Source organism: Hymenobacter metallilatus (assembly GCF_003944705.1).
Lineage (GTDB): Bacteria > Bacteroidota > Bacteroidia > Cytophagales > Hymenobacteraceae > Hymenobacter > Hymenobacter metallilatus.
The window spans coordinates 19,949-46,409 of the sequence record NZ_RWIS01000001.1; the positions used below are offsets into that span (position 1 = coordinate 19,949).

The following is a 26,461-nucleotide window of genomic DNA, read 5'->3' on the forward strand; positions in this document are numbered from 1 at the left end:
GCCCCGCACAAGTACGAATGCTGCATATGCTGCAAAGTCGGATAACTGGTTAGCTGCTTCCGGCATAGCCACCAGAAGCATTACACCCACAAGAGCTTGCCAGCCCCGCCAGAGGTTGCATGGAAGACATGGTTTTTCGGCACCAGCAAGGTAAGCTTTTCACTCACAGCATACTACCCCTACACAATTTCGGCTTTTGCAACCCGCAGGCAGGTAACCAGGTAGGTACATACACTGCTTCAGCCACTTACTGAAGCAGGTGGTATTCATTTTTTCACTCAACTGCTTTTTTCATGAAAACCCTGGTGCTGTTTTACTCCACGTATGGTCACGTGTACAAACTGGCCGAAGCCGTTGCCGAAGGAGCCCGTCAGGTTCCGGGCAATGAGGTCGTTATCAAAAAAGTACCCGAAACCCTGCCCGCCGAGCTGCTCGACCAGATTGGAGCCACCCAGGCACAGAAAGCATTTGAGCACATCCCGGTAGCGAAGCCGGAAGAGCTGGACCAGTACGATGCCATTATCATCGGGACCCCCACCCGCTATGGCAACGTGTGCAGCCAGATTCAGGCATTTCTGGACGGTACGGGGGCACTGTGGGCCCAAGGGAAACTGGTAGGTAAGGTAGGTGGGGGCTTCGTGAGCACCGCCACGCAGCACGGCGGCCAGGAAGTAACGCTACGCAGCCTGCACACCGAAATGCTGCACCACGGCCTCGTAATTGTGGGCTTGCCCTACGCCTGGCAGGGCCAGATGGGCCATACAGACGTAACCGGCGGCACGCCCTACGGCGCCAGCACCGTGGCCGGTGGCCAGGGTGAGCGGCAGCCCAGCGACAATGAGTTGGAAGGTGCCCGTTTCCAGGGCCGTCACACCGCCGAAATTGCCCAGAAGCTGGCGAAGTAGGAGCCAGGAATAATTCTGTCATCCTGAGCTTGCGAAGGACCTTATTACGCTGGAACAAGACTCGTAACAACGACTCGAGCTAACGTGATAAGGTCCTTCGCAAGCTCAGGATGACAGAATTATTCCTGGCTCTTACCTTCTTTCCTTCTCTCTACAACAAATTATACGCTTTGATGAGGGCGTTAAACGAGTCCCGGTAGGTGTCGCCGATGGGCAGGAGGCGGCCGGCTACCTGCACTTTGCCGCGCTCCACATGCTCAATGCGACTCAAGGCCACCAGAAACGACTTGTGAATGCGGGCAAACCGCTCGGGCGGCAGCACCTCCTCTACCCGCCGGAACGACTGCAGCGTGAGCACCTTGCCGGTGGTGGTGTAAATCATCAGGTACTCCTTCATGCCCTCGATGTAGAGAATATCGTCGAAGGCGACGCGCTGGAGGCGGTGGTCGTTTTTCACGAACATGGCATCCGGCGCGGTGGGTGTAGCCTCAGAGTGCGCAGCAGTTACGGCCGGGGCACCCGTTGCGGGTGCTGTTGGCTGCAGTTGCTGACGTAGCTTCTGCACCGTTTGCACAAACCGCTCGAAGGCAATGGGCTTGAGCAGGTAATCGGCGGCGTTCAGCTCGTAGCTGCGCACGGCGTACTGGTCGTAGGCGGTGGTAAACACGATGCGGGGGCCGGGCTGGGGCAGCAGCTGCGCCAGCTGCACGCCTGTAAGCCGGGGCATGTGAATATCCAGAAACACCACATCCACGGGGTTATCCTGCAGGTAGGCCAAGCCCTGGAGCGCATCATCGAACTGCCCTTTCAGCTCCAGGCCGGGCACCTGGGCGCAATAGTCAGCCAGCAAATCGAGGGCCAGGGGTTCATCATCAAGGATAACGCAGGTCATCTTTCTTAGGGTATGAAGGTAAGAGAGTAGAAGGGTGCGAATTTGGGAAGGTAAGATAGAACGTCATTCCGAGCAGAGAGAGGAATTTCGCGTGCTGACTTGGAGGTGGCAATAAGTAGCCGGCGGGTGCAGAGATGCATCTACTGCCGCATCCTCCCACCCTCATACCCCCAAACCCTCCTACCCTATCTTACTGCAACAACACCAGCGTTACCACGTGCTGGCCGGGGGGAGTTTGCACATCAAGGGCGTAGCGGCCGGGATAGAGCAGCTCCAGGCGGCGGTGCAGGTTTACCAGGCCTACCCCGCCGGGCTGTTTAGGAAGCTCCCGCTCGGCATCGGCGGGGGCCACGTGGTTGAGCACGGTAAAGCGCAGCAGCCCATCGGAGGCCAGCAGCAGGGAAATATGCACGGCGTGGGGCCGGGCCGTCAGGTCGCCGTGCTTGAAGGCATTTTCTACCAGGGGCAGCAGCAGCAGGGGCGCAATGGGGTGGGCGCAATCGGGCGAAGTGCCTTCTACCTCAAACTGAATAGCCTCCTGGGCCGAGGCCGGCAGCCGCAGCCGCTGCAAGTCCAGGAAGCTGCGCAGGTGGGCAATTTCCCGGCTCAGGGGTACAGTATCGGTGCTGCTTTCATACAGCAGGTAGCGCATAATCTCGGCCAGGCGCAGCACGGCCTCCGGAGCTTTATCGGACTTGCGGCTGGTAAGGGAGTAGATGTTGTTGAGCGTATTGAAGAGAAAATGCGGGTTGATCTGGGTTTTGAGCATGGCCAGCTCCGTGAGCAGCTGCTGCCGCTCCATTTCGCGGCGGTTGCGCTGACCCCGCACATAGTCGGTGGTAATGCGCAGGGCTGAGCTGCTCCCGATGATGAACACCCCCACAATGGCCGAGCTGAAGATGCGCGCCCATACCTCGGGGGTAGCGGCGGCGGGTTTGCGGCCCTGCACAATGGTGGTTACCTGCCGGCCGTTGGGGCCCACCGGGCGGGTTACGCGGTAGGCCGAAATCTGCACGCCTTTACGGGAGGTCTGGGCCGTGAGCCAGCCGATGGCCACCGCGTAGGGCAACACCAGCAGTACCGTGAGCAGGGCATACTGTACCACCCGGGCCCGGCCCAGGGTACGCGGAATCAGCCAGCGCCAGGTGAGGTAGAACAACGTGGCCGCGCAGATGTCCTCTGTCACCAGGCGCCCCACCATGGGCCACAGCGGCTGCCACTCGGGTAGTGTGGCCGGAAAGCGCGGCAGCACGTTGATAACACTGGCCAGCTTGAGGCCATCCAGCAGCAGCAGCACCACCCACAGCACCCCATGAATCCAGCGGGGCACGCGCAGGTTTTCCTGGGCCGCCGACCACGTATCGGGCCGGAGCCAGGCGCGCAGGCGCTTGCGCCAGCCCCGGTGGGCAGCAACGGCATCTTTCCCAGACGAGGCCCTTAGGGGAGCCGACAGAACTTCCATCATCGAAAATAGTACGTAGTGGGGCTTTTTACGGCTTTTTTTCAATCAACCCGCCCGTAACTGCCGCCAACGCCCACTGCCGTGGGCCAAACATGAACAGCAGCCCGGCAGGTGGGTGAAAATCGATTTTGAGCGAAAAAAACCGTCGTTTCGGGGCTGGGCCGGTGGGTTGGTTGAATAGCCGGCGGCAGCAATACCCAGGCCCTTAGGTTTGCTGCCGTTCTATCTGTCTTTCTGGGCTATGAAGTCAACTACTCCCCTGCTGCTGGAAACCCGCAGCCTGCATTTCCGCTTCGGCCAGCGGCCTATCCTGCACGATGTACACCTGCAAGTGGAACCGGGCAGCCTCTACGGTTTTCTGGGGCCGAACGGAGCCGGCAAAAGCACGACCATGCGCCTGCTGCTGGGGCTGCTGCGGCCGGCCAGCGGCTCGGTGCACCTGTTTGGGCACGATCTGGCCCGCCACCGCGTGGCCCTGCTGGACCGGGTGGGTGCCCTCATCGAAAACCCTTCCCTCTACGACCACCTCTCGGGCCGTGAAAACGTGGAAGCCACCCGTCGTTTGCGGGGCGTGGCGGCCGGCCGCACGGCCGAGGTACTGGAGCTGGTAGGCCTCACGGATAATGCTCACCGTCCTGCCAAGGAGTATTCCCTGGGAATGCGGCAGCGCCTGGGGCTGGCCATTGCCCTGCTCTCCGACCCCGACCTGCTGTTGCTGGATGAGCCTACCAACGGCCTCGACCCCAACGGCATTATAGAAATGCGGGAGCTGCTGCAGCACCTGTGCCGGCAGCACGGCAAAACTATTGTGGTGAGCAGCCACCTCATCAGCGAAATTGAAAAGATGGCCACCCACGTGGGCGTAATTCAGGAGGGCCGGCTAGTGTTTCAGGGCAGCCTGCCCGATTTACGCCGTCTGCAAACCGGCCGCTCCCGTTTGGTAGTAGAAACCCAGGACGCGGAAAGCTGCCGCAACCTGCTGCCCCGCCTGCTGGCCGGGGCCACCGTAGCTGCCCCCGGTACGCTGTGGCTGCCCTGGCTGAGCCAGGAGCACACGGCAGCCCTGGCCGCCGAGCTGGTAGCGGCCAACCAGCCGCTATACGGCCTGCGCCTGGAGCAGCCCACGCTGGAAGATACCTTCCTGCACCTCACCGAATCCCGCACGGCAGCCGTGTAAGCTCACTTGTTGTTTTGAGCGAGGCAAGAAATCTGGGGCCCCGTCCCGCACATAGCCTGAAGGCAAAACCAGATTCCTTGCTTCGCTTGCAATGACGACTACCTCCTATCCACTCTCTCCTATGGAAGCTACCCTCCTCCCCGCCCCCACCGACTTTACCCTGCTGCCTGCTGCCCCGGCTCCACTCACGCAGCTGCGCCGCAGCCTGGCCGCCGATACACTGAAGCTGAAGCGCACGGCTGCCCTGCGGCTTACCCTGCTCAGCGGTGCCTTCCCGGTGCTCATTACGTTTCTGATTTTCTTTTTCAAGGGCGACATCATCATGAAAACCGGAGGGAGCCCCTGGCCCCGGTTTATCAGCACCAGTTGGCAGACGGCGGGCACCCTGCTGCTGCCGCTGTTTGTGGTGCTGCTCACCAGCCTGGTAGTGCACATTGAAACCAAAGCCACGGCCTGGAAGCATCTGTACGCTCAGCCCGTGGGGCGCGGGGCAGTATTTGTATCCAAGCTCCTGTTGATTCTGGCCCTGAACGCCGTGGCCCTGCTGCTGTTTGCGGCCCTGGTGCTGGGCGCTGGCCTACTGCTGAGCGTGCTCCGGCCCAAGCTGGGGTTTGTGCTGGCCACTATTCCTTTCGAAACCGTGGTGTGGATGCTGCTGCGCACCTACGTGGCCACGCTGGGTTTGCTGGCGGTGCAGTACGTGGTGAGTTTGTTCTGGCGCTCCTTTGTAGTGCCGGTGGGCGTGGGCATGGGCGCCGTAGTGGCTACTATTGCCCTGCTCAGCTGGGAGCACGCCGATAAAATTCCCTACGCTGCGCCCCTGGGCACCGCCATGGCCATGAAAATGGAGAAGGCCACTCTCACCGTGGCCCATGAGCTGGCCAAGCACGAGTGGTACTCCTTGGGCTGGTTTGCCGGGGTGCTGGTGCTGGGCTACGTGCTGCTGCTGCGCCGCAACGTGAGTTAATGGTTCCGCCCTGCGTTTCCGCATACGCCCCTGCCGGTTATCCGGCAGGGGCTTTTTTGTGCTGGTATATGGCAGTGTTTCAGAGTGAAGACACTTGCCCGTCAGGCAGGGCGCACTTCTTACCTACCTTGATTTTTTTCTGAAAAGCAAGAAAAACTGCGTTTCATCCGGCGTAACGGCCTTTTGCGCTACTGAAGTACAAATACGGACGGGGCTGAGAAAAATATTTTTCGGGGGGCGTGTAACGAATGGTTATTTACCCGGTAATCGAAGCAAACACCACTATTCGCAGCACCGCGTGGCAGCTACTTCTCCTCTCAGCGACGAGCACCTGATGCTTCAGGTTCAGGCCGACGACCTGGACCAGCTCACGCTGCTGTTTGAGCGGTACCACGGCCCCCTGTTCGGCTTCCTGACCCGCCTCAACGGCGGCAACCGGGAAGTGGGGCGGGATCTGACCCAAAACGTGTTTCTGCGGGTACTCAAGTACCGCCACACCTTTCAGCCCACTCTCAGCTTCCGCACCTGGGTGTACCAGCTGGCCCGGCACGTACACGCCGACCATTGGCAGCGCCACCGCCCCACCACCGACCTCGACCACCTGGAGCAAACCCCCGGCTACCACCACGCCGCCCAGCACCACCACGCCACCACCGACTGCGCCCAATCGGTGCAGGAGGCGCTGAGTTTACTGCCGGCGGCCCAGCGCGAAGTGCTGCTGCTGCACCGCTTCCAGGGCTTCAGCTACGCCGAAATCGGGGAGATGCTGGGGTGCTCGGAGGGAGCAGCCCGGGTAAAAGCCCACCGGGCGCTGGAGGCTTTGCGGGCGGTGTATTTCCACTAACTCTTATGGGCTTCGTACCCCTGATGCGTATGGCTACTTTTCCTGCTACTGCCACCGAACTACCCGAATGCTCGACGTTGCGGCCGTTGCTGCCCGCCTTTGTGGAGCAGGAGCTGCCCACCAGCGACAGTGCCGCCGTGGCCGCCCACCTGCCCCGGTGCCCGGCCTGCCAGCAGCAGGTACAGCAGCTCCGCACCCTCCTCCATGCCCTCGACGACGAGCCGCTGCTGCTGCCCCCGCCGGCCCTGCACGATGCGCTGCTGGCCGCCATTGCCCACGAAAAGCAGCACCTGCCCCACTCCGCTCCCGCCTTAGCCCCTGCTGAAGCGCCCGCCACCCCCCAGCCGGGCCGGGTGCTGCCGCTGTGGGAAGCCAGCCCGGCCGGCGCGTGGCTGCGGGTAGCCGCCTCGGTGGCGCTGCTGGCGGTGGGCATGGTGCTGGGGCTGCTGTTGCGGCCCAGCCAGCCGGAAGTAGCCAGCCAGCCCGCACCCGACTCGGGGGTGGCGGCCCGGCTCACGGCGGCCATAGTGCAGTCGGCCCCGGCCAGCCGACGGCTGAGCCTGGTGAGTGCCGTGCCCGCGCAGGTGCAGCCCGGCGACCCGGCCGTGCAGGTGCTCATTACCCTGCTCAACGCCGACCCCAACCCCAATGTGCGCCTGGCTGCGGCCGAAGCCCTGTTTCAGCTCCGTACCGACCCGCGCGTGGGCCCGGCCCTGGTGCAGGCCCTGCCCAACCAAACCGATCCGAACGTGCAGATTACGCTGATTGAGCTGCTCATCAGCCTGCGCGACAAGCGGGCCGTGGCCCCGCTGGAGCAGCTGGCCCGGCAGCCCGGAGTGCTGCCCCCCGTGCGGCAACAGGCCGAGCGGGGCCTGGGCCTGCTTATCTAACTCTTTCCACTCTCTGCTTGCTCACCGTGCTGCGGGCGCGCCCTGGGGCGTTGCCGGGTGGCGCCTACCCCACAGTTTTTCCTTCATCTCCCTTTTTTCATTCTGTATGAAACAGCTCCTACTGCTGGCCTTACTGACGGCCGGCGTGGCCCCTACCCTACGGGCCCAGGAATACAAAACCCGCTTCGCTAACCGCCAGGACCGCCGCCTGATTATGGAAATGCGCGGCAGCGACGTGGTGGTAGAAACCTACGACGGCGACGAAGTGCTCATCAAAGGCGGTACGTACGAGGCCCCGCCCAAGCGCGCCGAGGGCCTGCGGCCAGTGTATCAGTCGACCGAGGACAACACGCGCCAGGGCCTGGCCGTGAGTGCTGAGGGCAATACCCTGCGGGTGCAGCAGGTGGCGCGCAAGGAGGCCATCTATACCTTGCGCGTACCCCGCAATACCAGCCTCACGTTTCGGGAAGGCACCTGGACGGGCAGCAACCTTACCGTAACCAACCTCAGCGGCAGCCTGGAGCTGGCCATGAAAAACGGTAATGCTACGCTCCTGGGTATTACAGGGCCGGTAGTGGCCAACAGCACCAGCGGCGACGTGACCCTGCAGCTTGCCCCGGGTGCTCAGGGCCCCACGGCCGTGTCGCTGATCAGCGGCAACCTCGATGTGACCCTGCCTACTGCTACCAAAGCCACGGTGAGCCTGCGCTCCATGTCGGGAGAGGTGTACACCGATTTCGACCTGAACCCCAAACCTACCCCCGATGGCCTGGCCCGCGTGGGTGGCCAAACCGTAACGGTGCCCCTGAACGGGGGAGGCTTTAAGATGACGCTGAATACTATCAGCGGCAACGTTTTTCTGCGCAAAGCCAAATAAGGCGGCCCGCACCTACTCCGTTTCACCTTTTCTCTTCCAACTCGTCATGGTTCGTTTTCTGCTGCTGGGGCTGCTGGCCCTCTTCACTGCTCAGGCCGCCCGGGCCCAAACCGTTACCGAGCAACGCGCCCCCATAGCACCCTCGCAGATGGTGCTGCTGAACCTGAAGTTTGCGAATACCATCCGGGTGCGGCCCGCCACCGATGGGCAGCTGCGGGTGCGAGCTACCGTAAACATCAACCAGAACACCCTCAACGATGCCTTTCAGCTGAACCTGAGCCGCACCGACTCGCAGCTGACGGTAACCTCCAACCTGGATACGCAGCGTTTAGCCCAGGCTCAGTCCGGCAACTGCCCCGACAGCGCCTCCTGGTACTACGGCGGCAAAAATTCTGCCCGCGTATGCGCTGATATTGTGTGCGAGGTAACGCTACCGGCCAACACCAGCATGCGCATCAGCACTATCAATGGCAACGTGGAGGTGCAGGGCCTTACGGGCGAGCTGTATGCCAAGTCCATCAGCGGCTTTGTGGATGTGAGCTGGCCAGCCAACCGCAGTGCCCAAGTGGCCCTGAAATCCATTACGGGCGAGGTATATACTAGTCCGTCGGTGGCGTTTCAGCAACAGCAGCGGTACAGCTCCCCGGTGGGCTACGAGGTGCGCGGTAGCCTGCGCGGGGGTACAGGCCCGGCGCTGCGCCTGGAATCCATTAGTGGGGACGTGTTTTTCCGGGAAGCCCGGTAGCCCGCGCCGGGGCCTTATTGGCGGGAGGTGCGGGGGCGTTGCCGGTTGTCAGTATCGGATTTGTTGAATAAACCGGCGTGACAAACGTGAGCGGCAGAGCTTTGTCTCACTGAACTACCTATCCGCCCTGCCTGCTACGGGCCCTTACCACAACCACCCCCGGCACGATTCTGCTCCTGGTCATTGCGGCCACCACACTTCGGAATCCGCCTGCTACACTTCAGCCAATTTTTCTTGTCTTCCGCCTTGGTGGCGGCTCTCTTTGTCTACTCATTCCTGGCTACCCATTTCTATGAAGACTGTTACCCTCCCGCTGCTGCTTACCGGTTTGCTGGCAACCCCGGTGCTGGCCCAGACTACGCCCCCGGCCGGCGCGCCCCCGGCCACGGGCCAGCGCCCCGCCGGGGCCCCGGGCCAGCCCGGCACCGCGGCTCCGGCCAAGCCAATTCTGCCCACGGCAGCCAAAGGCAGCGGCCGGCTGGAGGGCACCGTGCTGGATGCCGCTACCAAGAAGCCCGTGGAGTTTGCTACCATTACGCTGCTACCGCTAAGCGGCACTACGCCCCTGGATGGGGGCGTGTGCGACGAGCGGGGCCGCTTTAAGCTGCAGGGCCTGGCCGCCGGCGAGTTCCGGCTCCAGATCAGCTTTATCGGGTATGCCACCCAGACGCGCAACGTAACTATTGGCGCGGGCCTGACCACGGTGCCCACCATCAGCCTGGAAAGCTCGGCCCAGAAGCTGGGGGAAGTAACCGTGACCGGGGAACGGGATGTTATTGAAACGAAGCCGGACCGCATTGTGTACAATGCTGAGAAGGACCTGACCAACACCGGCGGCACGGCGGCCGACGTGCTGCGCAAAGTGCCGCTGGTAAACGTGGACCCCGACGGCAACGTGGAGCTGCGCGGCACCAGCAACGTGCGGGTACTCATCAACAACAAGCCCTCGGGCATTGTGGCCTCCTCCGTGGCCGATGCCATGAAGCAGATTCCGGCCGACCAGATTAAGAGCGTGGAGGTGATTACCACGCCCTCGGCCAAGTACGACGCGGAAGGTACGGGCGGCATCATCAACATCACGCTCAAAAAGAACAACCTGGAGGGCGTGAACGGCTCGGTGGGGCTGGCGGCTGGTACCCGTAGCTCCAACGGCAACGCCTCACTCAACTACCGCAAGGGCAAAGTGGGCCTCACCAGCTCCGTCAGCGGCTTTATGTTTTACAGCCCCAACCGCAACGACCTCACCCGCTACCTCAAGGACGGCAACGGTCAGGAGCGCCTTTCCCTGGAGCAGCAAGGCGACGGGAATACCATCGGGGGTGGCGGTTTTGGGCGCCTGGGCCTGGATTATGACCCTGCCCAGTACCACAACCTCACGCTGAACGTGCAGGGCAACCTGTTTCGCAACAGCGGCAACTACGACCAGTTCAACAACGTGCTGCTGCCAGTGAGCAGCCCTTTTACCCGCGACACGGAGCGCCGCTTCCGCACCCAGAGCTACGACATGAGCGGCTCCTACACCCGCACCTTTGCCGAAAAGCGCCGGGAGTGGAGCGTACTGGCCCAGCACACCCGCAACCGCAACGTGCAGGCCTACCACCTCGATCAGTTTGCGGGCAATACCACCGAGAACCAGGCCAAAAACTACCGGGAGGAGTCGGATAACCTCTCGCGCAACGTGGAAACCACCCTCCAGACCGACTACGCCCACCCTTTTTCGGAAACGGCGTTGCTGGAAACCGGAGCCAAGGCCATTCTGCGCCGCGTGAGCAGCGACTATGACGTGTTCAACAGCCCGGCTACGGGCAGCAGCCTCGACCCGGTGTACAACCCCAGTCGCTCCAACCTGTTCGACTACAACCAGGATGTGCTGTCGGGCTACGGGACCTACGGGTTTTCGGCCAGCAAGAAAGTGAGCTTTAAACTGGGGGCCCGGGTGGAGAATACGCGCATTAACGGCAACTTCCAGCAGCAGCAGAGCGAAAACTCGGCCGTGCAGCAGAACTACACCAACCTGCTGCCCAACCTGAGCCTGAGCTACCAGCCCCAAAACCCCAAGAAACCGGGCCAAACCCTGCGGCTGGCCTACTCCAAGCGCATCCAGCGCCCCCAGATTTTCTACCTGAACCCCTTCCGCAACACCTCCGATACGCTGAATGTGAGCTACGGTAACCCCCAGTTGGAGCCCGAGCTGACGGATAGCTACGAAATCAACTATACCACCTTCATCAAAGGCTCGGTGCTGAATATGTCGGCCTACACCCGCCGCACCGGCAACGCCATTGAAAGCTACCGGTTCGTGGAGAATGGGGTGAACAACCAGACCTTCCGCAACATCGGCCGCAACGCCACCTACGGCATCAGCCTGTTTGGCTCGGTGAAGCCAGTGCCGAAGTGGGATGTGAGCGGCAACGTGAATGTGTACTACGTGTCCTTAAAAAGCGCGGCCCTGGGCCTTAACAACAGCGGGGTGATGTACAACCTGAACCTGAACTCAGGCTACAAGTTTGAGAAGGGCCTGAGCGTGCAGTTCTTCGGGGGTCTAAACTCGCCCCGGGTGCAGTTGCAGGGCCGCCAGGCGGCCTGGACGTTCTACTCCCTGGGCCTGCGTAAAAATTTGCTCAAGGACAAGGCTGATTTGACCTTGAACGCCGACAACTTCCTGCAGGCAACCCGCAACCTGAGCACCACCCTCAACACCGACCAGTTCCGCCAGGAGAGTAACAATTACATCTACCTGCGCGGGGTGCGCCTGGCCTTCAACTACCGCTTCGGTAAAGTGTCGCAGCAACCCCAGAAACGCCGCAAGAGCATTCAGAACGACGACGTGAAGCAGGGCGGCGACGGGCAGCAAGGGAATTGAGTCAATTAATAATTGAGAATTAAAAATTAAAAATGAGCCGTTGGACGAAGCCGAAACCGGACCGTCCAACGGCTCATTTTTAATTTTTAATTGATTTCACAGCTTTCCATGATACCGCAGCAGTTCCAGGAATGCCTCCCGGTAGGTTTCGCCGATGGGCAGGCTGGCGCCGTGCACCTGCACGCGGTGGCGCTCCACAAACTCCAGGTGGCGCAGGTTAATGAGGTAGGATTTATGGATGCGGGCAAAGCGGCCGGCCGGTAACAGCTCCTCCAGCTTGCGGAAGGACTGTAGGGTTAGCACTTTGCCGGTGGCCGTATAGTACATCAGGTATTCCTTCTGACCCTCGGCGTAGTAGAGCTCATCAATGGGTACGCGGCGCAGGCGGCTGTCCTGCTTCACGAACAGAGCCTCGCCGGGCTCGGCGGTTTCGGCCGGCTCCGGCTGGCCCGCCGCCGCGGGAGCTGGCAGCAGGGCGGCGCGGGCCCGGTGGGCCGCCTGCACAAACCGCTCGAAGGAAATAGGCTTAAGTAGGTAATCGAGAGCGGGCAGCTCGTAGCTCTGCACGGCATAATCGGGGTGGGCGGTGGTGAAGATGATGAGCGGGCGGGGCACGGGCAGCAGCTGGGCCAGTTGCAGGCCCGTAAGGCGGGGCATCTGAATGTCCAGAAATACTACATCCACGGGGTTATCCTGCAGAAACGCCACCGCCGTCAGTGCCTCCTGAAACTGCCCCCGCAGCTCCAGAAACGGTACCTGCGCGCAGTAGTCAGCCAGCACTTTTAGGGCCAGCGGCTCATCATCCACCACCACGCAGCTCAGCGGGCGACGAGTATTGGCTTCGGGAAGGGACATGGCGGATTGGTTGCTGCTAGTTGGTGGTTAATTGTTGTTGTTCCGTTATGCTTCATCTGTCGTCCGCCTGCGAGGGACCTTCTCACATTGGAACGACAAGCTACTGAACAGCCTCTGCTCTCCTCTCTGCGCATCCCTCTGCGAACCTCTGCGAGAAATGATGCCAGAACAGAAGGTCCTTCGCGGGGCTCAGGAGACCGGGCTACTCACCTGCACCGACAGCCGCACGGCGTATTCCTGGGCGTTGGCGGTAATTACCAGGGCGTGCCGCTCGGGATACAGCAGCTCCAGGCGGCGGCGCAGGTTTACGAGGCCCACCCCGCCGGGACTTGCAGCCTCCGGGGCTACCCGGTTGCGCACCAGAAACTGCAGCTGGCCCTCGGGCGTGAGCTCCAGCTTGAGGCGCACGGCGTGGGGCCGCACCGTCAGGTCGCCGTGCTTGAAGGCGTTTTCTACCAGGGGCAGCAGCAGCATGGGCGGCAGTTGGCAGGCGTGGTCGGCACCGGGCGGCAGCAGCACCGTGAACTGAATTGCCTCATCGGCCTCTTCGGGGGGCAGGCGCAGGTGCTGCAGCGTGAGGAAGCTTTGCAGGTGGTGAATTTCCCGGGCCAGGGGCACCAGGTCGTCCTGGCTGTCGTAGAGCTGGTAGCGTAGCAGCTCGGAGAGGCGCAGCACCGCTTCCGGGGCCTGGGGCGAGGCGTGCAGGGTGAGGGAGTAGATATTGTTGAGGGTGTTGAAGAGGAAGTGTGGGTGCAACTGGTTTTTGAGCAAAGCCAGCTCAGTACGCAGGTGCTGCTGCTCCAGCTCCCGGCGGTGGCCTTGCTCCCGCAGGTAGTCGCCGGCCAGCCGCAGGAAGAAGCTCAGCAGCAGAATCAGTCCGCCCAGCAGCAGGTAGTAGCTCTGCAGCACCTGCACGTAGAAGCCCAGCGGCTGCATCTGCCCCCGAATTTTCACTTCCTCAAAGTAGTAGCTCACCCCAATGCGGGCCGCGCAGAACACGCCCAGCCCCAGCGCCAGCACCAGCACGTACGCCCCCAGTCGCCCCCGCCGAAGCAGCGCGGGCATCGTCAGCCAGTTCAGGTAAAACAGGCCCGAATCCAGGGCATCGGTGGTAAGAGCCAGGGGCCAGAAGTGGTTTTTGAGCGGCGGTACGAGCACGCCCTGGTTGAGCAGCCAGCCCTGGGCATCAAAGTACAGCAGCAGCGCGAACCAGCCCAGGTGCACCCAGGGCAGCCGCCGCAGCCACGCGGGCAGCGGCCAGGCCGGACGGACGCGGCGCGAAAGGGGACGGGAGGGGTTCTGAAACGGCAAAGGCAACGGGTGAAACGGCAGGCCGGCAAAGTAGCATATCTGCCGGCAACCAGACGGGTTTTTCAACCAGCCTGGCCCGGGTTTCAACCAATGCGGGTTGGAAGAGAATAAGAGAGAAATGCTACCGGGAGCAGTACTGATATGGCAGCAGGCCGCCGAAGCAAACCGCCCCCGCAGGTTAGCGGTGTGCGCATTCTGCCTATTGATTGACCGGGGTGCAACGTTGGTTGAATTATTCCGCTCCTTGCCGGTACTACGGCTACGTTTGTATCATTTCGCTCCCGATTCTGCCCTATTATCCCGCTTATCGTTTTTATGAAGCAATTCTTCCCGGTGCTTTTGCTGGCGGCCACGGTGCCGGTGGCTACCTTCGCCCAGACCCCTCCTGCCACCACCGTTTCCGCTACCAAGGGTCCCGGCCGCCTGAGTGGGCGCGTGCTGGATGCCACCACCCAGAAGCCCGTGGAATATGCCACCGTGGCCCTGCTGCCCGCTACCGGCACGGTCCCGCTGCTGGGCGGCACCTGTGATGCGGATGGCCGCTTTGAGCTGCGCGACCTGCCCACCGGCGCGTTTCGGCTGCAAATCAGCTTTGTGGGCTATGGCAGCCTGGTGCAACCGGTGACTATTACCGCCGAGCCCCAAAACCTGGGCAACCTCACGCTTACGGCCTCGGCCCAGAACCTGGCCGGCGTAACCGTGACCGGGGAGCGGCCGGTGGTGGAAACCAAGCCCGGCCGCCTGGTATACAACGCCGACCAGGACGCCAGCAATGCCGGGGGCACGGCCACCGATATTCTGCGCAAAACCCCACTGGTGAACGTAGACGGGGAAGGCAACGTGCAGCTGCGCGGCACCGGCAACGTGCGCATCCTCCTCAACAACAAGCCCTCCGCCCTGTTGGCCGGCAACCTGGCCGAAGCCCTCAAACAGATTCCGGCCGACCAGATTAAGGCCATTGAGGTGATTACGGCGCCCTCGGCCAAGTACGACGGGGAAGGCTCGGGCGGGGTCATCAACATCGTACTCAAAAAGAACAGCCTGCAGGGCACCAGCGGCAGCGTGGGGGCCAGCGGGGGCAACCGCAACCAGGGCCTCAACGGCAGCCTGAACACCAAGCGCGGCAAGGTGGGGCTGAACACCAAGCTCAGCGGCTTCCGCAACCTCTACCCGTTCAAAAGCCTTACGGAGCGCACCAGCTACCTGCCCGGTGGCGGTACCGGCCAGCTTACCGAGCGCACTACCTCCCGCAACCAGGGCCGGGGCGGCTACGGGCAGCTGGAGCTTACCTACGACCCCTCGCCCCTGCACAGCTTTACGGTGAGCGGCAACGGCAACCTCTACCGCAACAGCACGCCCCAGGAGCTATTCAACCAGTACCAGGGCCAGCCCCGGCTGGATACGCTCTATACCCGCGACATTCTCCGGCAGGATGAAAGCCGCAACTTCGACCTGAACGCGGGCTACACCCGCACTTTCGGGGAGCAGCAGCCCCGCCGCGAGTGGAGCGTGCTGGCTCAGCATACCAACAACCGCAGCCAGGGCCAGTACCGCCTCGACCAGTTTCCGACGACTGAGCTGTACGGCGGCCCCGTAGAGTACCGGGAGGCCAGCCGCAACCTGGCCCGCAACCTCGAAACTACCTTCCAGACCGACTATACCCATCCGTTTGGGGAGAAGAACACACTGGAGCTGGGGGCCAAGCATATTGGCCGGCAGGTGCGCAGCGACTACACCCTGGACACGCTGCTGGTGAGCCGGCAAACCGACTTCGCGCGCAGCATCCCGCGCTCCAACCGCTTCGACTACCGCCAGAACGTGCTGGCGGCCTACGGCACCTACAATTTTAGCTTGGGCAAGAAGTATGCTTTCAGCCTGGGCACACGCCTGGAGCGCACGGGTATTGCGGGCGAGTTTCAGAACGAAGCCGGCCGCTTTCAGAACGACTACCTGAACGTGCTGCCCAACCTCAGCGCCACCCGCACCCTCCGGAAGGACGGTCAGACGCTGCGCCTGAGCTACTCCCGCCGCATCCAGCGCCCCCAGATTTATTTTCTGAACCCCTACGTCAACCAGGTAACGCCCAGCTCGGTCAGCTTTGGCAACCCCCGCCTGCGGCCCGAAACGGCCGATTTACTGGAGCTGGGCTACGGTACGTTCAGCGAGAAAGGCTCCTTCAACGGCTCGGCGTTTGTGCGGCGCACCGGTAACTCGATTGAGCAGTTCAGCGCCTACAATCAGGCCTTAGCCCGCAACGAAACTACTTTTGGCAACCTGGCTACGGTGTACAACTACGGCGTGAATCTGTATGGCTCCTGGAAACCGCTCAAACACTGGGACCTGAGCTCCAACCTCAGCGCCGACTATACCCGCCTGTACAGCACGGTATTGCAGGGCACCAACAGCCGGGCCAGCCTGTACATGAACATCAACTCCTCCCTGAAGCTGGGAAAAACCTACACCGTTCAGGGCTACGGCGGCTTCTGGACCGGGGGCGTGCAGCTCCAGACGCGCTACTCCGGAGGCGTGTACTACGGCCTGAGCGCGAAAAAGCTGCTGCTGGCCGAAAAAGCCGACCTCACCCTCGGCCTCAACAACTTCCTGGCCCCCGGCCGCGAGTTCCGCAGCACCACCACTACCCCCGATTTCGTCAATTACGGCTCCTTCTACTCCTATCAGCGCAGCTTCCGCCTGTCCTTCAACTACCGCTTCGGTAAGCTGGAAGGCGGCCAGCGCCAGCGCCGCTCCATCCGCAACGACGACGGCAAAGGCAGCGGCAGCGGCGGCCAGCAGGGCGGGTAATAAACGCCTGTCATCCTGAGCTTGCGAAGGACCTTATTACGTTCGAACGACTCGTTCAGACAAGATAAGGTCCTTCGCAAGCTCAGGATGACAGGCCTTTTCTACTTCTTTCACCTATTCCAGATTTTCCAGGCGGCTTCGGCTTGCAGGCAGAGCATCTCGAAGCCGTTTTTGGTGGAGGCCCCGGCGGCCTGGCCGCGCCGCATGAATTCGGTTTCGCGGGGATTGTAAATCAGGTCGTAGAGGTAGTGCTGGCCACTGAGGGCTTCGTAGGGGATGGGCGGGCACTCGTGCACCTCCGGGAAAGTGCCCAGCGGAGTGGTATTGATGATGAGCTGATGTTCCTGTAGCAGCCGGGGCGTCAGCTCCTGGTAGGTAAGGCCCGCCCCCATGGCATTGCGCGACACCACCCAATAACCGATGCCCAACTCCCGTAAGGCTACCTCTACCGCCTTGGAGGCTCCGCCGCTGCCCAGCACCAATGCCCGAATTGCCGACAGGTTGCCATTAGGCAGGAAGCTGCGCAAGGAGTCCCGGAAGCCTGCATAGTCGGTATTGTGCCCAATCAGGTGCCCATCTTCCCGAAATTCAATGACGTTTACGGCTCCTACTTTCGCGGCGGAGGGTGCCACCGCATTCAAAAACGGCCACACCTGCTCCTTGTACGGAATAGTTACATTAAGCCCCCGCAGCTCCGGATGCGCCGTTAGCAGGGCGGGCAACTCCTGAATTATGGTCAGCTCAAACAGTTCGTAGTGGTGGTCGTCCAGTCCCAGGTTATGAAACTTCTGGGTGAAGTAGGTTTGGGAAAAGGAATGCTTCAGGGAGCGGCCAAGGAGTCCGAATTCCGGCATAATGCGGGGGCTGGGGTTCAGGTGGTAAGCAACAAAAAAAACCGCCCCGGCCAAAGCAGCCGGGACGGTTTCTGTGGTAGAGGTGTCCGTTTCTGGTTACGCTACCCGGCGCTTGCTCTCCCGGCGGGCTTTAAAAAACTCCCACACGGCCGGCAGCACCGACACGAAAATAATGAGGAGTGTGAGCAGGCCGAAATTGTTCTGAATCCACTGGAAGCTACCCAGGAAGTAGCCAGCCCCCGTCAGCAGCACTACCCACAGCACCGCCCCAATCAGGTTATACGACAGAAACTTGGAGTAGCTCATGGTGCCGATACCTGCCACAAAAGGGGCAAACGTGCGGATGATGGGAATGAAGCGGGCAATAATGATGGTTTTGGCCCCGTGCTTGTGGTAGAACTCCTGGGTGCGGTCCAGGTGCTCCCGCTTCAGCCAGCGCGAGTTTTCCCGAAACACCCGCGGCCCCAGGTAGTCGCCGATGTGGTAGTTGAGCGTATCGCCCAGCACGGCCGCCAGAATCAGCAGCCCAATTACAATCCACACGCTCAGGCCGTTGGCTGGGTTGGCGGCCAAAGCCCCGGCGGCAAATAGCAGGGAGTCGCCGGGCAGGAAGGGCAGCACCACCACCCCCGTTTCCACGAAGATGATCAGAAACAGAATGGCGTAGGTCCAGGTGCCGTACTGCTGAATAATTTCAGCCAGGTGCTTATCGAGGTGGAGCACAAAATCAAGCAGATGCTTCAGGATTTCCATAGGGGCAGTAATGAGGCTGCAAAGAAAGCGCTTTATCCGTTGCCCGCTTCATGGCCTCCGGTGGGGTGTAGCGCCGGCGTGGCTTCAGCCCCGCGCAATCAATACCAAGTTATACTCCACCTCCAGCTCTTTCACCTGTAGGCCCAGTCCCGGCAGGTACTCCGGGGCGGGCTGCCCGCCGATGTAAAGCGGGACCTGGAGCAGGGTGTTCAGCACCACCGTGCCCCCAGGCCGGAGCACCCGCCGCAGGTGCTGCCAGCAGCCGGGCTCCGAGAGTGCCGGGGGCAGCAGCAAATCCAGAAACACATCCACCACCACCAGCTCGTAGGCGGCCGTGGGGGCCGTGGGCAGCCAGGCAAAGGCATCGGCGCACACAATGTCCAGCGTGGCATCGGGCCGGATGTTGAACTCCGTGGCGGCCACCTCTACCACGGCAGGGTCCAGCTCCACGGCCGTAATCGGGCCGGTATGGCCCCGCTCCTGCCGCAGCAGCTGAATGATGCCCCCACCGCCCATGCCCAGCACCAGCACGGGCGCGGCGGGCGAACCGGCGCCGACGTGCAGAAGAGCATAGCGCAGTACCTGCTGCAACGGCCCGTAGCTGTAGTTGGCGAAGCGCGTATCGAGCACCTTACGGCCCTGGTACTGGCGCACCACCAGCCCCGGACTGTAGCGCGAGGGCACACGCCGGGCCAAAGGCAGGGCATAGCTTATCCAATTGTGCAGGGAGGTCAGCAGCTTGTTCATCATGAGAGACAAACATACGGCCTCCCGGTGGCGCAGCGGTTCGCTGCGCCACCGGGAGGCCGCCAGGAGTTGGTATCCAGCCGTTTACTGCAGTACCGGCGTTACACTATACCCTTGCTGACGCAGCAGGTTAAGCACCCCCTGGGAGCCCCCCAGGTGCGCCGCACCTACTGCAAAAAACGTGGGCTGCGCGGCGGCCTGCTTCTCAATGCGGGCAATCCACTGCTGGTTGCGGCCGTCCAGCAGCAGTTGCTCATACTCCTGAAACCCAAAGCTGCTTTTGCTGCTCACGGTGCGCAGCTCCTCCACGTTCTGAGCCTTGTAGAGGGTAAGCAGCTGCTGAAATTCCCGTTGGGCCTCGGCCTCTTTCGTTACCATATCGGCCAGCATCTTGCCCTGCACCGCGTACGGAATCTTATCGAAAAAGCCCATTTGCTCCTGCACCGTTTCCAGACCCGTTACTTCCTTGTGTTGCTCCTGGGCCAGCTTTACAAAGGTAGTTTCGTAGCTGGCCGGAGTGCAGCCCAGCAGGGCCGGGTACAGAATAGAGCTGACAATAAACGGTTTCAGCATACCCAGCTGGGCAATGGGCATACCGGCTTTGGCCTTGAGGTAGTCACCCACGCGGGCGTAGTCGGCGGCGGGCAGCAGCTTTTCCAGGGTCTGGCCGTCGGCCATCATCATGCCGGCCTGCATTTCCTGCATCATGGTGGGGCTGTCCATATCCAGCTCCATTACCACCTGCTTGCTGCTGCCAAAAGCCCGCTTCATCGGCTCGGTTACCTGCAAGTCCTGGGGGCAGATGAGGTGAATGGTGCCGTATATGTAGGATGGTTGCGCCAGCCCCTTGCCCGATACCTCCCACAACAGGGAATTGGCCGGAGCCGCCGTAACGGGAGTTTTATCCGCCGCTTTGGCTTTGATTTTGGTTTTCTGAGCCTGCGCGCTCAGGGAAGTCAGGGCCAGGGTGCCGGCCAGCAGCAGGGTACGAAACATCGTCATGGCAGTAGTGAAATAAGGGGTGTCGGAAGAATGAAGTACCCAAAGATGCAGGGCGCTGATTCAGCTAGCCGGATTATTGCACCAACCCGATACTCCGGCGCCTAAACGCCGCAAACCGACCCACCAACCGCCGCAGCGGAGGCAGGCCGGTTTGCCTGATCCGGACCCTGAAATACTTACCGGGCGGCCACCCGCCACAGGGTGTCGGCCGCGTCGTCGGCTACCAGCAAGGAGCCGTCGGGCAGGGCCGTAATGCCTACCGGGCGGCCGTATACCTCCTTGTCGGCCTCATTGGCAATAAAGCCGGTCAGAAAATCCTCCATCGGCCCGCTGGGCCTGCCGTTGCTGAAGGGCACAAACACCACCTTATATCCCGAAAACGCCGAGCGGTTCCAGGAGCCGTGCTGTCCAATGAAAGCCCCGTTGCGGTACTTCTGCGGGAATGCCGAGGCTTTGTAGAAAGCTAGCCCCAGGGAGGCCGTATGCGGGCCCAGCGCCACCTCAGGCAACACAGTTTGCTGCACCAAATCGGGCCGCTCCCCCTTGCGGCGGGGGTCTTCCTTCTGGCCGAAATAAGCGTAGGGCCAGCCGTAGAACTTGCCGGGCTGCACGCTGGTCAGATAGTCGGGCACCAGCTCATCGCCCAGCTCATCCCGCTCGTTCACGGCCGACCACAGGGTTTGGGTGCCAGGGGCCCAGTCAAGGCCCACGGGGTTGCGCAGGCCGGCGGCATACACCCGCTCCCCGCTGCCATCGGGGTTTATTTCGAGCACGTTGGCCCGGCGCTCCTCTTCCTTCATGCCGTGCTCGGCCACGTTGGAGGCCGAGCCCACCGATATGTACAGCTTCCGGCCCCCGGGCCCGGCCAGCAGGTTGCGGGTCCAGTGGTTGTTGTAGCCCCCAGCCGGCAGGGTCAGAATTTTCTCCCCCTTCCCGCTGATGCTGGTGGCGCCGCTTTTGTAGGGGTAGCGCCACACGCCGTCGGTATTAGCCACGTAAAAATTGCCTTCCAGCAGCGCCATACCAAAGGGCTGGTTCAGGCCGGCCAGAAAGGTGGTGCGGGTATCGGGTGTACCGTCTTTATTGGTGTCGCGCAACAGGGTAATGCGGTTGGCACTGCGGGCCCGCAACGATTTGGAGGGGTCCAGCTCCAGCTGCGCCGTTACTTTTTCCTTCACGTCAGTGGGCACGGTGTTGGCCTCGGCCACCAGCACGTCGCCGTTGGGCAGCACGTACGTGTTGCGCGGACTCACCAACCCATCGGCATACTTGGTCACAACGAAGCCAGCTGGGGCGGTGGGCATTTTGCCGGCGGGCCAGCCAATTACCTTGCTGCGCTTGGTTACCGATTTGGTTGCGTAGGGCTCGGGCAAGTTAACCGGGCTGGCCGCTGTGGCCACCGTATCGGCGGGCGTGGTGGTGGCGGCTTCGGCTTTTTCCTGCTTGCTAGGGCCACCGCAGGCGGCCAGTAGCGCCAGAGTGGCCCAGGCAGAAGTGGTACTGGAAGGGAATCGGTTCATATTAAGGAGGATGCTAACAACAAAAAAAGGCCGAACCATACCACGGCTCGGCCTTTTCTTGTACTGATTTTGCCTTGGATAAGTTGACCTCATCCCCGGCATCCTCCAGCCTGCGCAGCGCAGCAGGCAAGCTTTTCTACGGCACAATATCAATTTCAACGGGCAGCTGCAGGTCGCTAAAGTTAGACGTTGCCACGGCCTTGTATTTGCGCGCGGTTACTCCCATTATATGTACTCGCAGCACGTCCGTTGGCTGTCCCCGGTATTTCTCGGGGCCTTTCAGCAACTGCTTGTCATACAATTCGTAGGTGCAGTCATCGAGCCAGCGCACCTTGAATACAAGCTCAATACCATCCTGTTGATTCACCTCATACTGGGTGCTGTCGGTACGGCGGATGTCGGTAGATGACTTGGAGCTGCTTAACCGAAATTGCCCCGTGTGCACTGTCTGGCAGGCCGGCTTGCGGGCCACCTGAGCTGGTGCGCCCCAAAGAGCCACGGAGCAGCAAACCATACTTGCTAGTACCGTTCCGGCAATGGTCAGAAACCGGCTCATCCGCGAGGCATGGAGGTGCCGGGCTTGCCCTGGGCTTTGGGCTCGGGCTTGAACATCTCGTCCACGTTTTCCAGGTCCAGGAAATCCAGGAAGGTGTCGCCGCGCAGGCCCAGCCGAATGGTTTCCAGGCTGATGATTTCGTTGGGGGCAATGTTGCCCAGGTTCACGTTGGGGCCCAGCAGCTTGATAAACCACACCTGCTGCGCTTTCTGGGGGGCTTCCCAGATGATTTTCTCGAACGGAATCTGGGTCAGGATTTCCTCCACCAGGCCCGAGCGCACCTCGCCGGTGCTACGGAACAGTCCCACGTTGCCAGCCTCCCGGGCCTCGCCAATCACCTTTACGGCGCCGGCCTCCAACTCGGTTTTCATCTGCGAAATCCACTTGTAGGGCGGAATAATTTTCTCCGCATCCTTGGAGCCTACTTCGCTCAGCACCTTCACGTCCTGCGACAGGGTCCGGATGAAGTCCAGCTTTTTGTCGTGGTTCAGGTCCAGGGAGCCATCCGATACCTCGGCGTACTCCATGCCAAACTCGTGCAGCAGGCGGCGGTAGTCATCGAACTGGTTGCGAATGATGAAGGCCTCAAACAACGTTCCGCCGAAGTACACCGGAATACCAGCCTCTTTGTACACGGCCAGCTTGCGCTTCAGGTTGGGGTTCACGTAGGAAGTGGCCCAGCCCAGCTTCACAATATCGGTGTACTCGGCCCCGACTTCCAGAAAATCCTCCACTTCACGCACGCTCAGGCCTTTGTCCATTACCATGGTAAAGCCTTGCTCGCGCGGTTTCTGCGTCCGTTCGGGTAGTTGATTGAGGGTGTAGTTCATCAGTTAGGTCTTGGGGATAGGGGCTTGCGGACCGAGGTACGCTGCGGTCAGTCGCTTCGCCCAAAAAACAACGGGCGTAAAAGTACGCCCGAATTCTGTAAGTGAGGATTAAGGATGAGGGTAGTAGGTATTGGGTAGTAGGATGAAGGACACCGTTGAACGATAGTCCTTCATCCTACTACCTAATACCCACTACCTACTTCCGGTATTGGTCAATCAGGCGGGCCAGGGCCTTCTGCGACTCCAGCTCCGGGAAGTATTCAAACAACAGCCGGTGCTTGTCGAAATCCAGTACCAGGGCGTTTTCCAGGCATTGATAAGCCTCCCGATAACGGCCCGCGGCCAGCAGATAGGCACACAGGCGGTAGTGCAGCTCGGCTTCCATGGGCTGAATCTCCACGGCGTTGCGCATCAGGTCGATGGCGCCGTCAAAATTGCCCTGCTCGTACAGCAGAATGCTCCAGTTCAACCAGGCATCTTTGTTGTCGGGCGCCGTTTCGGTAGCCTTTTCGTACGCCTCCACGGCCGATATGATGTTGCCAATCTGGTATTCGGCGGCCGCCAGCGCCAGCCAGTATTCCACGCTTTCCTGGTACAGGCTCACGGCCTTGCGGAAGAAGTGGATGGCCTCAAAATATTTCTCCTGGGCATTCATCACAATGCCAATGCCAAACCAGGCCTCGTCCATTTCGGGGTCAAGGTCGATGGCCCGTTGGTAGAAGCGGCGGGCCAGGTCCCACTCGGCCAGCTTCTCGTGGCACTCCCCGATGTTGCAGAGGGCCTCCGGGCTGGGCTGACCCTCCGGGTAGCTGAGCTCAAACTCGGCAATGGCCGCCCGGTACCGCTCCATGTTTACGTAGGTGCTGGCCAGAAACCCGTGGGCCTCGTACAGCTTACTATCGATGAGGATGGCATAGTCGAAAGCACTGACGGCGTCGTCGAGCTTATCGGCGCGGTAGTAGGCCTGCCCCAGGTTGTACCAGGCTACCGCCGAATAGGGGTCCTCATCGGTGAAGCGGCGGAAAAACTCCAGGTTCTTTTCCAGCCGCTCGCTCACCTCCAGGCAGTACAGCAGCTCCTGCACGGCCACGTCGTTGTCGGGGTTGAGGCGTAGACTCTGCTTGTAGTACTTGGCGGCACTCTTGAATTTCTGCCAGCTCTGGTAAGCCAATCCCAGGTTGAAGAAAATATCGTCCCGCTCCTGGGCCCGCTCCGCCGCCTGATGGAAAAAGGCTACGGCCTCCGCAAACTCGCCCTTCTGGGTGGCAATGATGCCCCGCGTCACGGCCACGTCAGGGTTGTCGGGGTCAAGTTGGGCTACGTCTTCAATCTGCGTACTGGCCGCCACGTACTCGCCCTTCATGGCCAGTACCTGTGAGCGGTCAATCAGCAGCTCGGTGCTAAACGGATATTGGGCAATGGCGGCCTCGCAGGCCTGCAGGGCTTTATCGTATTGCGTGGTGGAAGTATAGTGGTCGATGATGTTTTCAAAATCGGCCAAGTCAAAAAACACGGGCTCATTGTGGGCTACCATCTGCTCAAAGCGGCGTACGGTGGCCAGCACTTCGTCCCGGTCCTCAAAGTTTTCGTTCATTCTCATGCGGCAACTATCGGCGCGAAACCGCCAAAACGGCAGGTTGCGCGGGTGAGCCGGCGCTTTTCCAACCCGGAAAAGCCACCTGCCCTTAATATACAACAACCACACCGGACGCCGATGGGTTCTTTGTGAGTAGCGGAGTAGCGGAGTAATCGTTCGGTATGCGCCAATTGCGCAGACTACCCTACCGAACAATTACTCAGTTACTCCGCTACTCCGCTACTCCTGAGCCCCTGGCAACACCACTGAATTGTTTCCGACAAAGGTCGGAACTCCCGGCCCAACTCCTGCCGGATTTTTTCGGTGCGGTACACCACGGGCTGCCGGCCGGCGCGGGCGGTGTCCTTGGTAATGAGGGGGCGGGCGCCGGTCAGCAACGACCGGACGTGCTCCAGCCGCCAGATACCCTCCGCCGCCCATTCCGGCACCAGCACCGAAGGCGGGCGCTTCTGAAAACAAGCGGCCGCCTGCGTCAGAAAGTCGCGCAGGAGCATACTGCCGGCGTTCAGCACGTACCGCTCCCCGCTGCGGCTGGTATGCAGCGTCAGGTGCAGCAGGGCTTCCACCACGTCGCGCACATCAACCAGGTTAATGCTACCAGCCGTGTAAAACAGGTGCTCCTGGTAGGCATAGCGGAACAAGCGGGTGCTGCTCCGCTCCCAGTTGGCTGGCCCCAGAATCACTGAGGGGTTCACCATCACCGCCTCTAACCCCTCCGAAATGCCGCGCCACACTTCCAGCTCGCCGAGGTATTTGGAGGTGGAGTAGGCATTGTGCTCGGCGCCCAGGTCCCATTTGGTGTGCTCATCCAGCACCACCGGCCCGGGGGCATCCTCTGCCGCGCCGGCCCCGCCCCCCAGCGCCGCCACCGACGACACCATGCCCAGCCGGATGCCCGGGCGCTCCAGGCAGGCATCTACCAGCGCGGCAGTGCCCTCCACATTCACCCGCAGCAGCTCTTCCTCATCCTGGGGGGCGTAGGAAACCAGGCCGGCGCAGTGCAGCACGTGGGTTACGCCCTCCAGCGCCTGCCGCAGAGCCAGCGCGTCCCGAATGTCGCCCTGCACCCATTCTATGGCCTCACCTCCCGGCACCGATGGTACGTGCTGCCGGTACAGAGCCCGTACCGGCCGGCCCTGGGCCACCAGCTCCGCCAGTACAAAGCTGCCTACCAGTCCGCTGCCACCAGTAACGAAAATCATAGGGCTCAGGTAAAATGACGGGTCCGGAAACGGGTTACAGCGTGCTGTTCAGCAGCGGCAGGGCCAGCACTTTGGGCAGGTAGGCGCTGAGCAGCACTTTCTCCCGAATGTTGTCGAGGTGTTTGGTGTTGTGCGTATCCGTGCCCAGCAGGTCTACCAGGCCGGCGTCAATCAGCTTTTCGGCTACCCGCTTGGCCCCGGCCGAGTAGTATCCAATCAGCGAGTTCAGGTTCACCTGCAGCAGCACCCCCAGGTCCCGGATTTTCAGCAGCTCCTCAAACCGGCCGTACAGATAGGTGTATCGCTCCGGGTGGGCCAGCACGGGCTGGTAGCCCGCCGCCTGCAGGTTGAAAACTATTTCCGGCAGGTTGAAGGGCTCGTTGATGTAGGAGGTTTCTACCAGTACCATGCGCCGCTCCCCGCCAAAGCTCAGCAGTTCCTCCCCACGCTCCAGCCGGGGCAGAAAGCTTTCATCCAGGTAGTATTCGGCGGCGCATTCCAGCGCTACATCATCCAGGCCGGCGGCGGCGGCGGCTTGCCGCAGCGCTTGTAGGGTCTGCCGGATGCCTTCGGGCGTGTTCCGGTAAAAGTCACCCATGACGTGCGGGGTCATGATGAGCTTGCGGTAGCCCAGGCGGCGCAGTTCCCGCAGCATATCCACTGACTGCTCCAGGGTTTCGGCCCCGTCGTCCAGACCGGGCAGCAGGTGGGAATGCATGTCAACCTCCAACACTCCGAGCGAAGGGAGTTCCGGAGCAGCAGCCTCGCGCCCAAACAGCTTCTGGAAAAACGACATGCGCTGGGGCCGCT

General features: G+C 61.4%; 23 protein-coding genes. 9 read left to right on the top strand and 14 right to left on the bottom strand.

Annotation, left to right across the window (positions count from 1 at the left end; translation table 11 throughout):
* Window positions 1-293: 293 nt before the first annotated feature.
* On the top strand, window positions 294-905 hold the full coding sequence (gene wrbA / locus EI290_RS00090) for an NAD(P)H:quinone oxidoreductase (RefSeq protein ID WP_125425411.1): 612 nt from the start codon (window positions 294-296) through the stop codon (window positions 903-905).
* A 151-nt stretch (window positions 906-1,056) separates the two neighbouring features.
* Here wrbA and EI290_RS00095 read toward each other — a convergent pair whose 3' ends face one another.
* Window positions 1,057-1,797, bottom strand: a complete 741-nt coding sequence (locus EI290_RS00095) for a LytR/AlgR family response regulator transcription factor (RefSeq protein ID WP_125425413.1) — start codon at window positions 1,795-1,797, stop codon at window positions 1,057-1,059.
* Between the two features lie 190 nt (window positions 1,798-1,987).
* On the bottom strand, window positions 1,988-3,262 hold the full coding sequence (locus EI290_RS00100) for a sensor histidine kinase (protein ID WP_125425415.1): 1,275 nt from the start codon (window positions 3,260-3,262) through the stop codon (window positions 1,988-1,990).
* A 238-nt stretch (window positions 3,263-3,500) separates the two neighbouring features.
* Between EI290_RS00100 and EI290_RS00105 the strand changes: the two genes are divergently transcribed.
* From EI290_RS00105 to EI290_RS00135, 7 genes are all read left to right on the top strand, one after another.
* Window positions 3,501-4,436: an ABC transporter ATP-binding protein gene (locus EI290_RS00105; RefSeq protein ID WP_246008804.1), complete on the top strand. Its 936-nt coding sequence runs from the start codon at window positions 3,501-3,503 to the stop codon at window positions 4,434-4,436.
* Window positions 4,437-4,557: 121 nt separating this feature from the next.
* Window positions 4,558-5,403, top strand: coding sequence for an ABC transporter permease (locus EI290_RS00110; protein ID WP_185816768.1), 846 nt, complete (start codon window positions 4,558-4,560; stop codon window positions 5,401-5,403).
* Between the two features lie 298 nt (window positions 5,404-5,701).
* The gene (locus EI290_RS00115; RefSeq protein WP_125425419.1) at window positions 5,702-6,247 is read left to right on the top strand and encodes an RNA polymerase sigma factor; all 546 of its coding nucleotides are present in this window, start codon (window positions 5,702-5,704) and stop codon (window positions 6,245-6,247) included.
* Between the two features lie 29 nt (window positions 6,248-6,276).
* Window positions 6,277-7,137: a HEAT repeat domain-containing protein gene (locus EI290_RS00120; RefSeq protein ID WP_185816769.1), complete on the top strand. Its 861-nt coding sequence runs from the start codon at window positions 6,277-6,279 to the stop codon at window positions 7,135-7,137.
* 106 nt (window positions 7,138-7,243) lie between these two features.
* Window positions 7,244-8,014: a DUF4097 family beta strand repeat-containing protein gene (locus EI290_RS00125; RefSeq protein WP_125425423.1), complete on the top strand. Its 771-nt coding sequence runs from the start codon at window positions 7,244-7,246 to the stop codon at window positions 8,012-8,014.
* Window positions 8,015-8,060: 46 nt separating this feature from the next.
* On the top strand, window positions 8,061-8,759 hold the full coding sequence (locus EI290_RS00130; RefSeq protein WP_125425425.1) for a DUF4097 family beta strand repeat-containing protein: 699 nt from the start codon (window positions 8,061-8,063) through the stop codon (window positions 8,757-8,759).
* 292 nt (window positions 8,760-9,051) lie between these two features.
* Entirely contained in the window at window positions 9,052-11,622 is a 2,571-nt protein-coding gene (locus tag EI290_RS00135; protein WP_125425427.1) for a TonB-dependent receptor domain-containing protein, read from the top strand.
* Window positions 11,623-11,718: 96 nt separating this feature from the next.
* Here EI290_RS00135 and EI290_RS00140 read toward each other — a convergent pair whose 3' ends face one another.
* Window positions 11,719-12,477, bottom strand: coding sequence for a LytR/AlgR family response regulator transcription factor (locus tag EI290_RS00140; protein WP_125425429.1), 759 nt, complete (start codon window positions 12,475-12,477; stop codon window positions 11,719-11,721).
* A gap of 189 nt (window positions 12,478-12,666) precedes the next feature.
* A complete protein-coding gene (locus tag EI290_RS00145; RefSeq protein ID WP_125425431.1) occupies window positions 12,667-13,788 on the bottom strand; it encodes a sensor histidine kinase in 1,122 nt (373 codons plus the stop codon).
* 315 nt (window positions 13,789-14,103) lie between these two features.
* Between EI290_RS00145 and EI290_RS00150 the strand changes: the two genes are divergently transcribed.
* Window positions 14,104-16,590, top strand: coding sequence for an outer membrane beta-barrel family protein (locus tag EI290_RS00150; RefSeq protein ID WP_125425433.1), 2,487 nt, complete (start codon window positions 14,104-14,106; stop codon window positions 16,588-16,590).
* A gap of 110 nt (window positions 16,591-16,700) precedes the next feature.
* Here EI290_RS00150 and EI290_RS00155 read toward each other — a convergent pair whose 3' ends face one another.
* The 10 genes from EI290_RS00155 to EI290_RS00200 all read right to left on the bottom strand — a co-directional run bounded on the left by EI290_RS00155 (window position 16,701) and on the right by EI290_RS00200 (window position 26,447).
* Window positions 16,701-17,444 (bottom strand): shikimate dehydrogenase family protein, encoded by a 744-nt coding sequence (locus EI290_RS00155; protein ID WP_125425435.1) that lies wholly within the window; start codon window positions 17,442-17,444, stop codon window positions 16,701-16,703.
* Between the two features lie 96 nt (window positions 17,445-17,540).
* Window positions 17,541-18,197: a DedA family protein gene (locus tag EI290_RS00160; protein ID WP_125425437.1), complete on the bottom strand. Its 657-nt coding sequence runs from the start codon at window positions 18,195-18,197 to the stop codon at window positions 17,541-17,543.
* An 84-nt stretch (window positions 18,198-18,281) separates the two neighbouring features.
* Window positions 18,282-18,947: a spermidine synthase gene (locus EI290_RS00165; RefSeq protein ID WP_125425439.1), complete on the bottom strand. Its 666-nt coding sequence runs from the start codon at window positions 18,945-18,947 to the stop codon at window positions 18,282-18,284.
* An 81-nt stretch (window positions 18,948-19,028) separates the two neighbouring features.
* A complete protein-coding gene (locus EI290_RS00170; protein ID WP_125425441.1) occupies window positions 19,029-19,946 on the bottom strand; it encodes a TraB/GumN family protein in 918 nt (305 codons plus the stop codon).
* A 176-nt stretch (window positions 19,947-20,122) separates the two neighbouring features.
* Entirely contained in the window at window positions 20,123-21,466 is a 1,344-nt protein-coding gene (locus EI290_RS00175; protein ID WP_125425443.1) for a PQQ-dependent sugar dehydrogenase, read from the bottom strand.
* 136 nt (window positions 21,467-21,602) lie between these two features.
* Window positions 21,603-21,980: a hypothetical protein gene (locus tag EI290_RS00180; RefSeq protein ID WP_148103613.1), complete on the bottom strand. Its 378-nt coding sequence runs from the start codon at window positions 21,978-21,980 to the stop codon at window positions 21,603-21,605.
* Between the two features lie 38 nt (window positions 21,981-22,018).
* Window positions 22,019-22,852 carry a phosphosulfolactate synthase gene (locus EI290_RS00185; protein ID WP_125425447.1) on the bottom strand — a complete coding sequence of 278 codons (834 nt, stop codon included), beginning with the start codon at window positions 22,850-22,852 and terminating at the stop codon, window positions 22,019-22,021.
* 196 nt (window positions 22,853-23,048) lie between these two features.
* Window positions 23,049-24,446, bottom strand: coding sequence for a tetratricopeptide repeat protein (locus EI290_RS00190; protein ID WP_125425449.1), 1,398 nt, complete (start codon window positions 24,444-24,446; stop codon window positions 23,049-23,051).
* Between the two features lie 206 nt (window positions 24,447-24,652).
* The gene (locus EI290_RS00195; protein ID WP_125425451.1) at window positions 24,653-25,651 is read right to left on the bottom strand and encodes an NAD-dependent epimerase/dehydratase family protein; all 999 of its coding nucleotides are present in this window, start codon (window positions 25,649-25,651) and stop codon (window positions 24,653-24,655) included.
* Between the two features lie 34 nt (window positions 25,652-25,685).
* The gene (locus tag EI290_RS00200) at window positions 25,686-26,447 is read right to left on the bottom strand and encodes a tyrosine-protein phosphatase (protein ID WP_125425453.1); all 762 of its coding nucleotides are present in this window, start codon (window positions 26,445-26,447) and stop codon (window positions 25,686-25,688) included.
* Between the last annotated feature and the right edge of the window lie 14 nt (window positions 26,448-26,461).

Coding starts and splice junctions, on each gene's coding strand:
- wrbA (WP_125425411.1), top strand. CDS start 294: ATGAAAACCCTGGTGCTGTTTTACTCCACGTATGGTCACGTGTACAAA.
- EI290_RS00095 (WP_125425413.1), bottom strand. CDS start 1,797: ATGACCTGCGTTATCCTTGATGATGAACCCCTGGCCCTCGATTTGCTG.
- EI290_RS00100 (WP_125425415.1), bottom strand. CDS start 3,262: ATGATGGAAGTTCTGTCGGCTCCCCTAAGGGCCTCGTCTGGGAAAGAT.
- EI290_RS00105 (WP_246008804.1), top strand. CDS start 3,501: ATGAAGTCAACTACTCCCCTGCTGCTGGAAACCCGCAGCCTGCATTTC.
- EI290_RS00110 (WP_185816768.1), top strand. CDS start 4,558: ATGGAAGCTACCCTCCTCCCCGCCCCCACCGACTTTACCCTGCTGCCT.
- EI290_RS00120 (WP_185816769.1), top strand. CDS start 6,277: ATGGCTACTTTTCCTGCTACTGCCACCGAACTACCCGAATGCTCGACG.
- EI290_RS00125 (WP_125425423.1), top strand. CDS start 7,244: ATGAAACAGCTCCTACTGCTGGCCTTACTGACGGCCGGCGTGGCCCCT.
- EI290_RS00130 (WP_125425425.1), top strand. CDS start 8,061: ATGGTTCGTTTTCTGCTGCTGGGGCTGCTGGCCCTCTTCACTGCTCAG.
- EI290_RS00135 (WP_125425427.1), top strand. CDS start 9,052: ATGAAGACTGTTACCCTCCCGCTGCTGCTTACCGGTTTGCTGGCAACC.
- EI290_RS00140 (WP_125425429.1), bottom strand. CDS start 12,477: ATGTCCCTTCCCGAAGCCAATACTCGTCGCCCGCTGAGCTGCGTGGTG.
- EI290_RS00150 (WP_125425433.1), top strand. CDS start 14,104: ATGAAGCAATTCTTCCCGGTGCTTTTGCTGGCGGCCACGGTGCCGGTG.
- EI290_RS00155 (WP_125425435.1), bottom strand. CDS start 17,444: ATGCCGGAATTCGGACTCCTTGGCCGCTCCCTGAAGCATTCCTTTTCC.
- EI290_RS00160 (WP_125425437.1), bottom strand. CDS start 18,197: ATGGAAATCCTGAAGCATCTGCTTGATTTTGTGCTCCACCTCGATAAG.
- EI290_RS00165 (WP_125425439.1), bottom strand. CDS start 18,947: ATGATGAACAAGCTGCTGACCTCCCTGCACAATTGGATAAGCTATGCC.
- EI290_RS00170 (WP_125425441.1), bottom strand. CDS start 19,946: ATGACGATGTTTCGTACCCTGCTGCTGGCCGGCACCCTGGCCCTGACT.
- EI290_RS00175 (WP_125425443.1), bottom strand. CDS start 21,466: ATGAACCGATTCCCTTCCAGTACCACTTCTGCCTGGGCCACTCTGGCG.
- EI290_RS00180 (WP_148103613.1), bottom strand. CDS start 21,980: ATGGTTTGCTGCTCCGTGGCTCTTTGGGGCGCACCAGCTCAGGTGGCC.
- EI290_RS00185 (WP_125425447.1), bottom strand. CDS start 22,852: ATGAACTACACCCTCAATCAACTACCCGAACGGACGCAGAAACCGCGC.
- EI290_RS00190 (WP_125425449.1), bottom strand. CDS start 24,446: ATGAACGAAAACTTTGAGGACCGGGACGAAGTGCTGGCCACCGTACGC.
- EI290_RS00195 (WP_125425451.1), bottom strand. CDS start 25,651: ATGATTTTCGTTACTGGTGGCAGCGGACTGGTAGGCAGCTTTGTACTG.
- EI290_RS00200 (WP_125425453.1), bottom strand. CDS start 26,447: ATGTCGTTTTTCCAGAAGCTGTTTGGGCGCGAGGCTGCTGCTCCGGAA.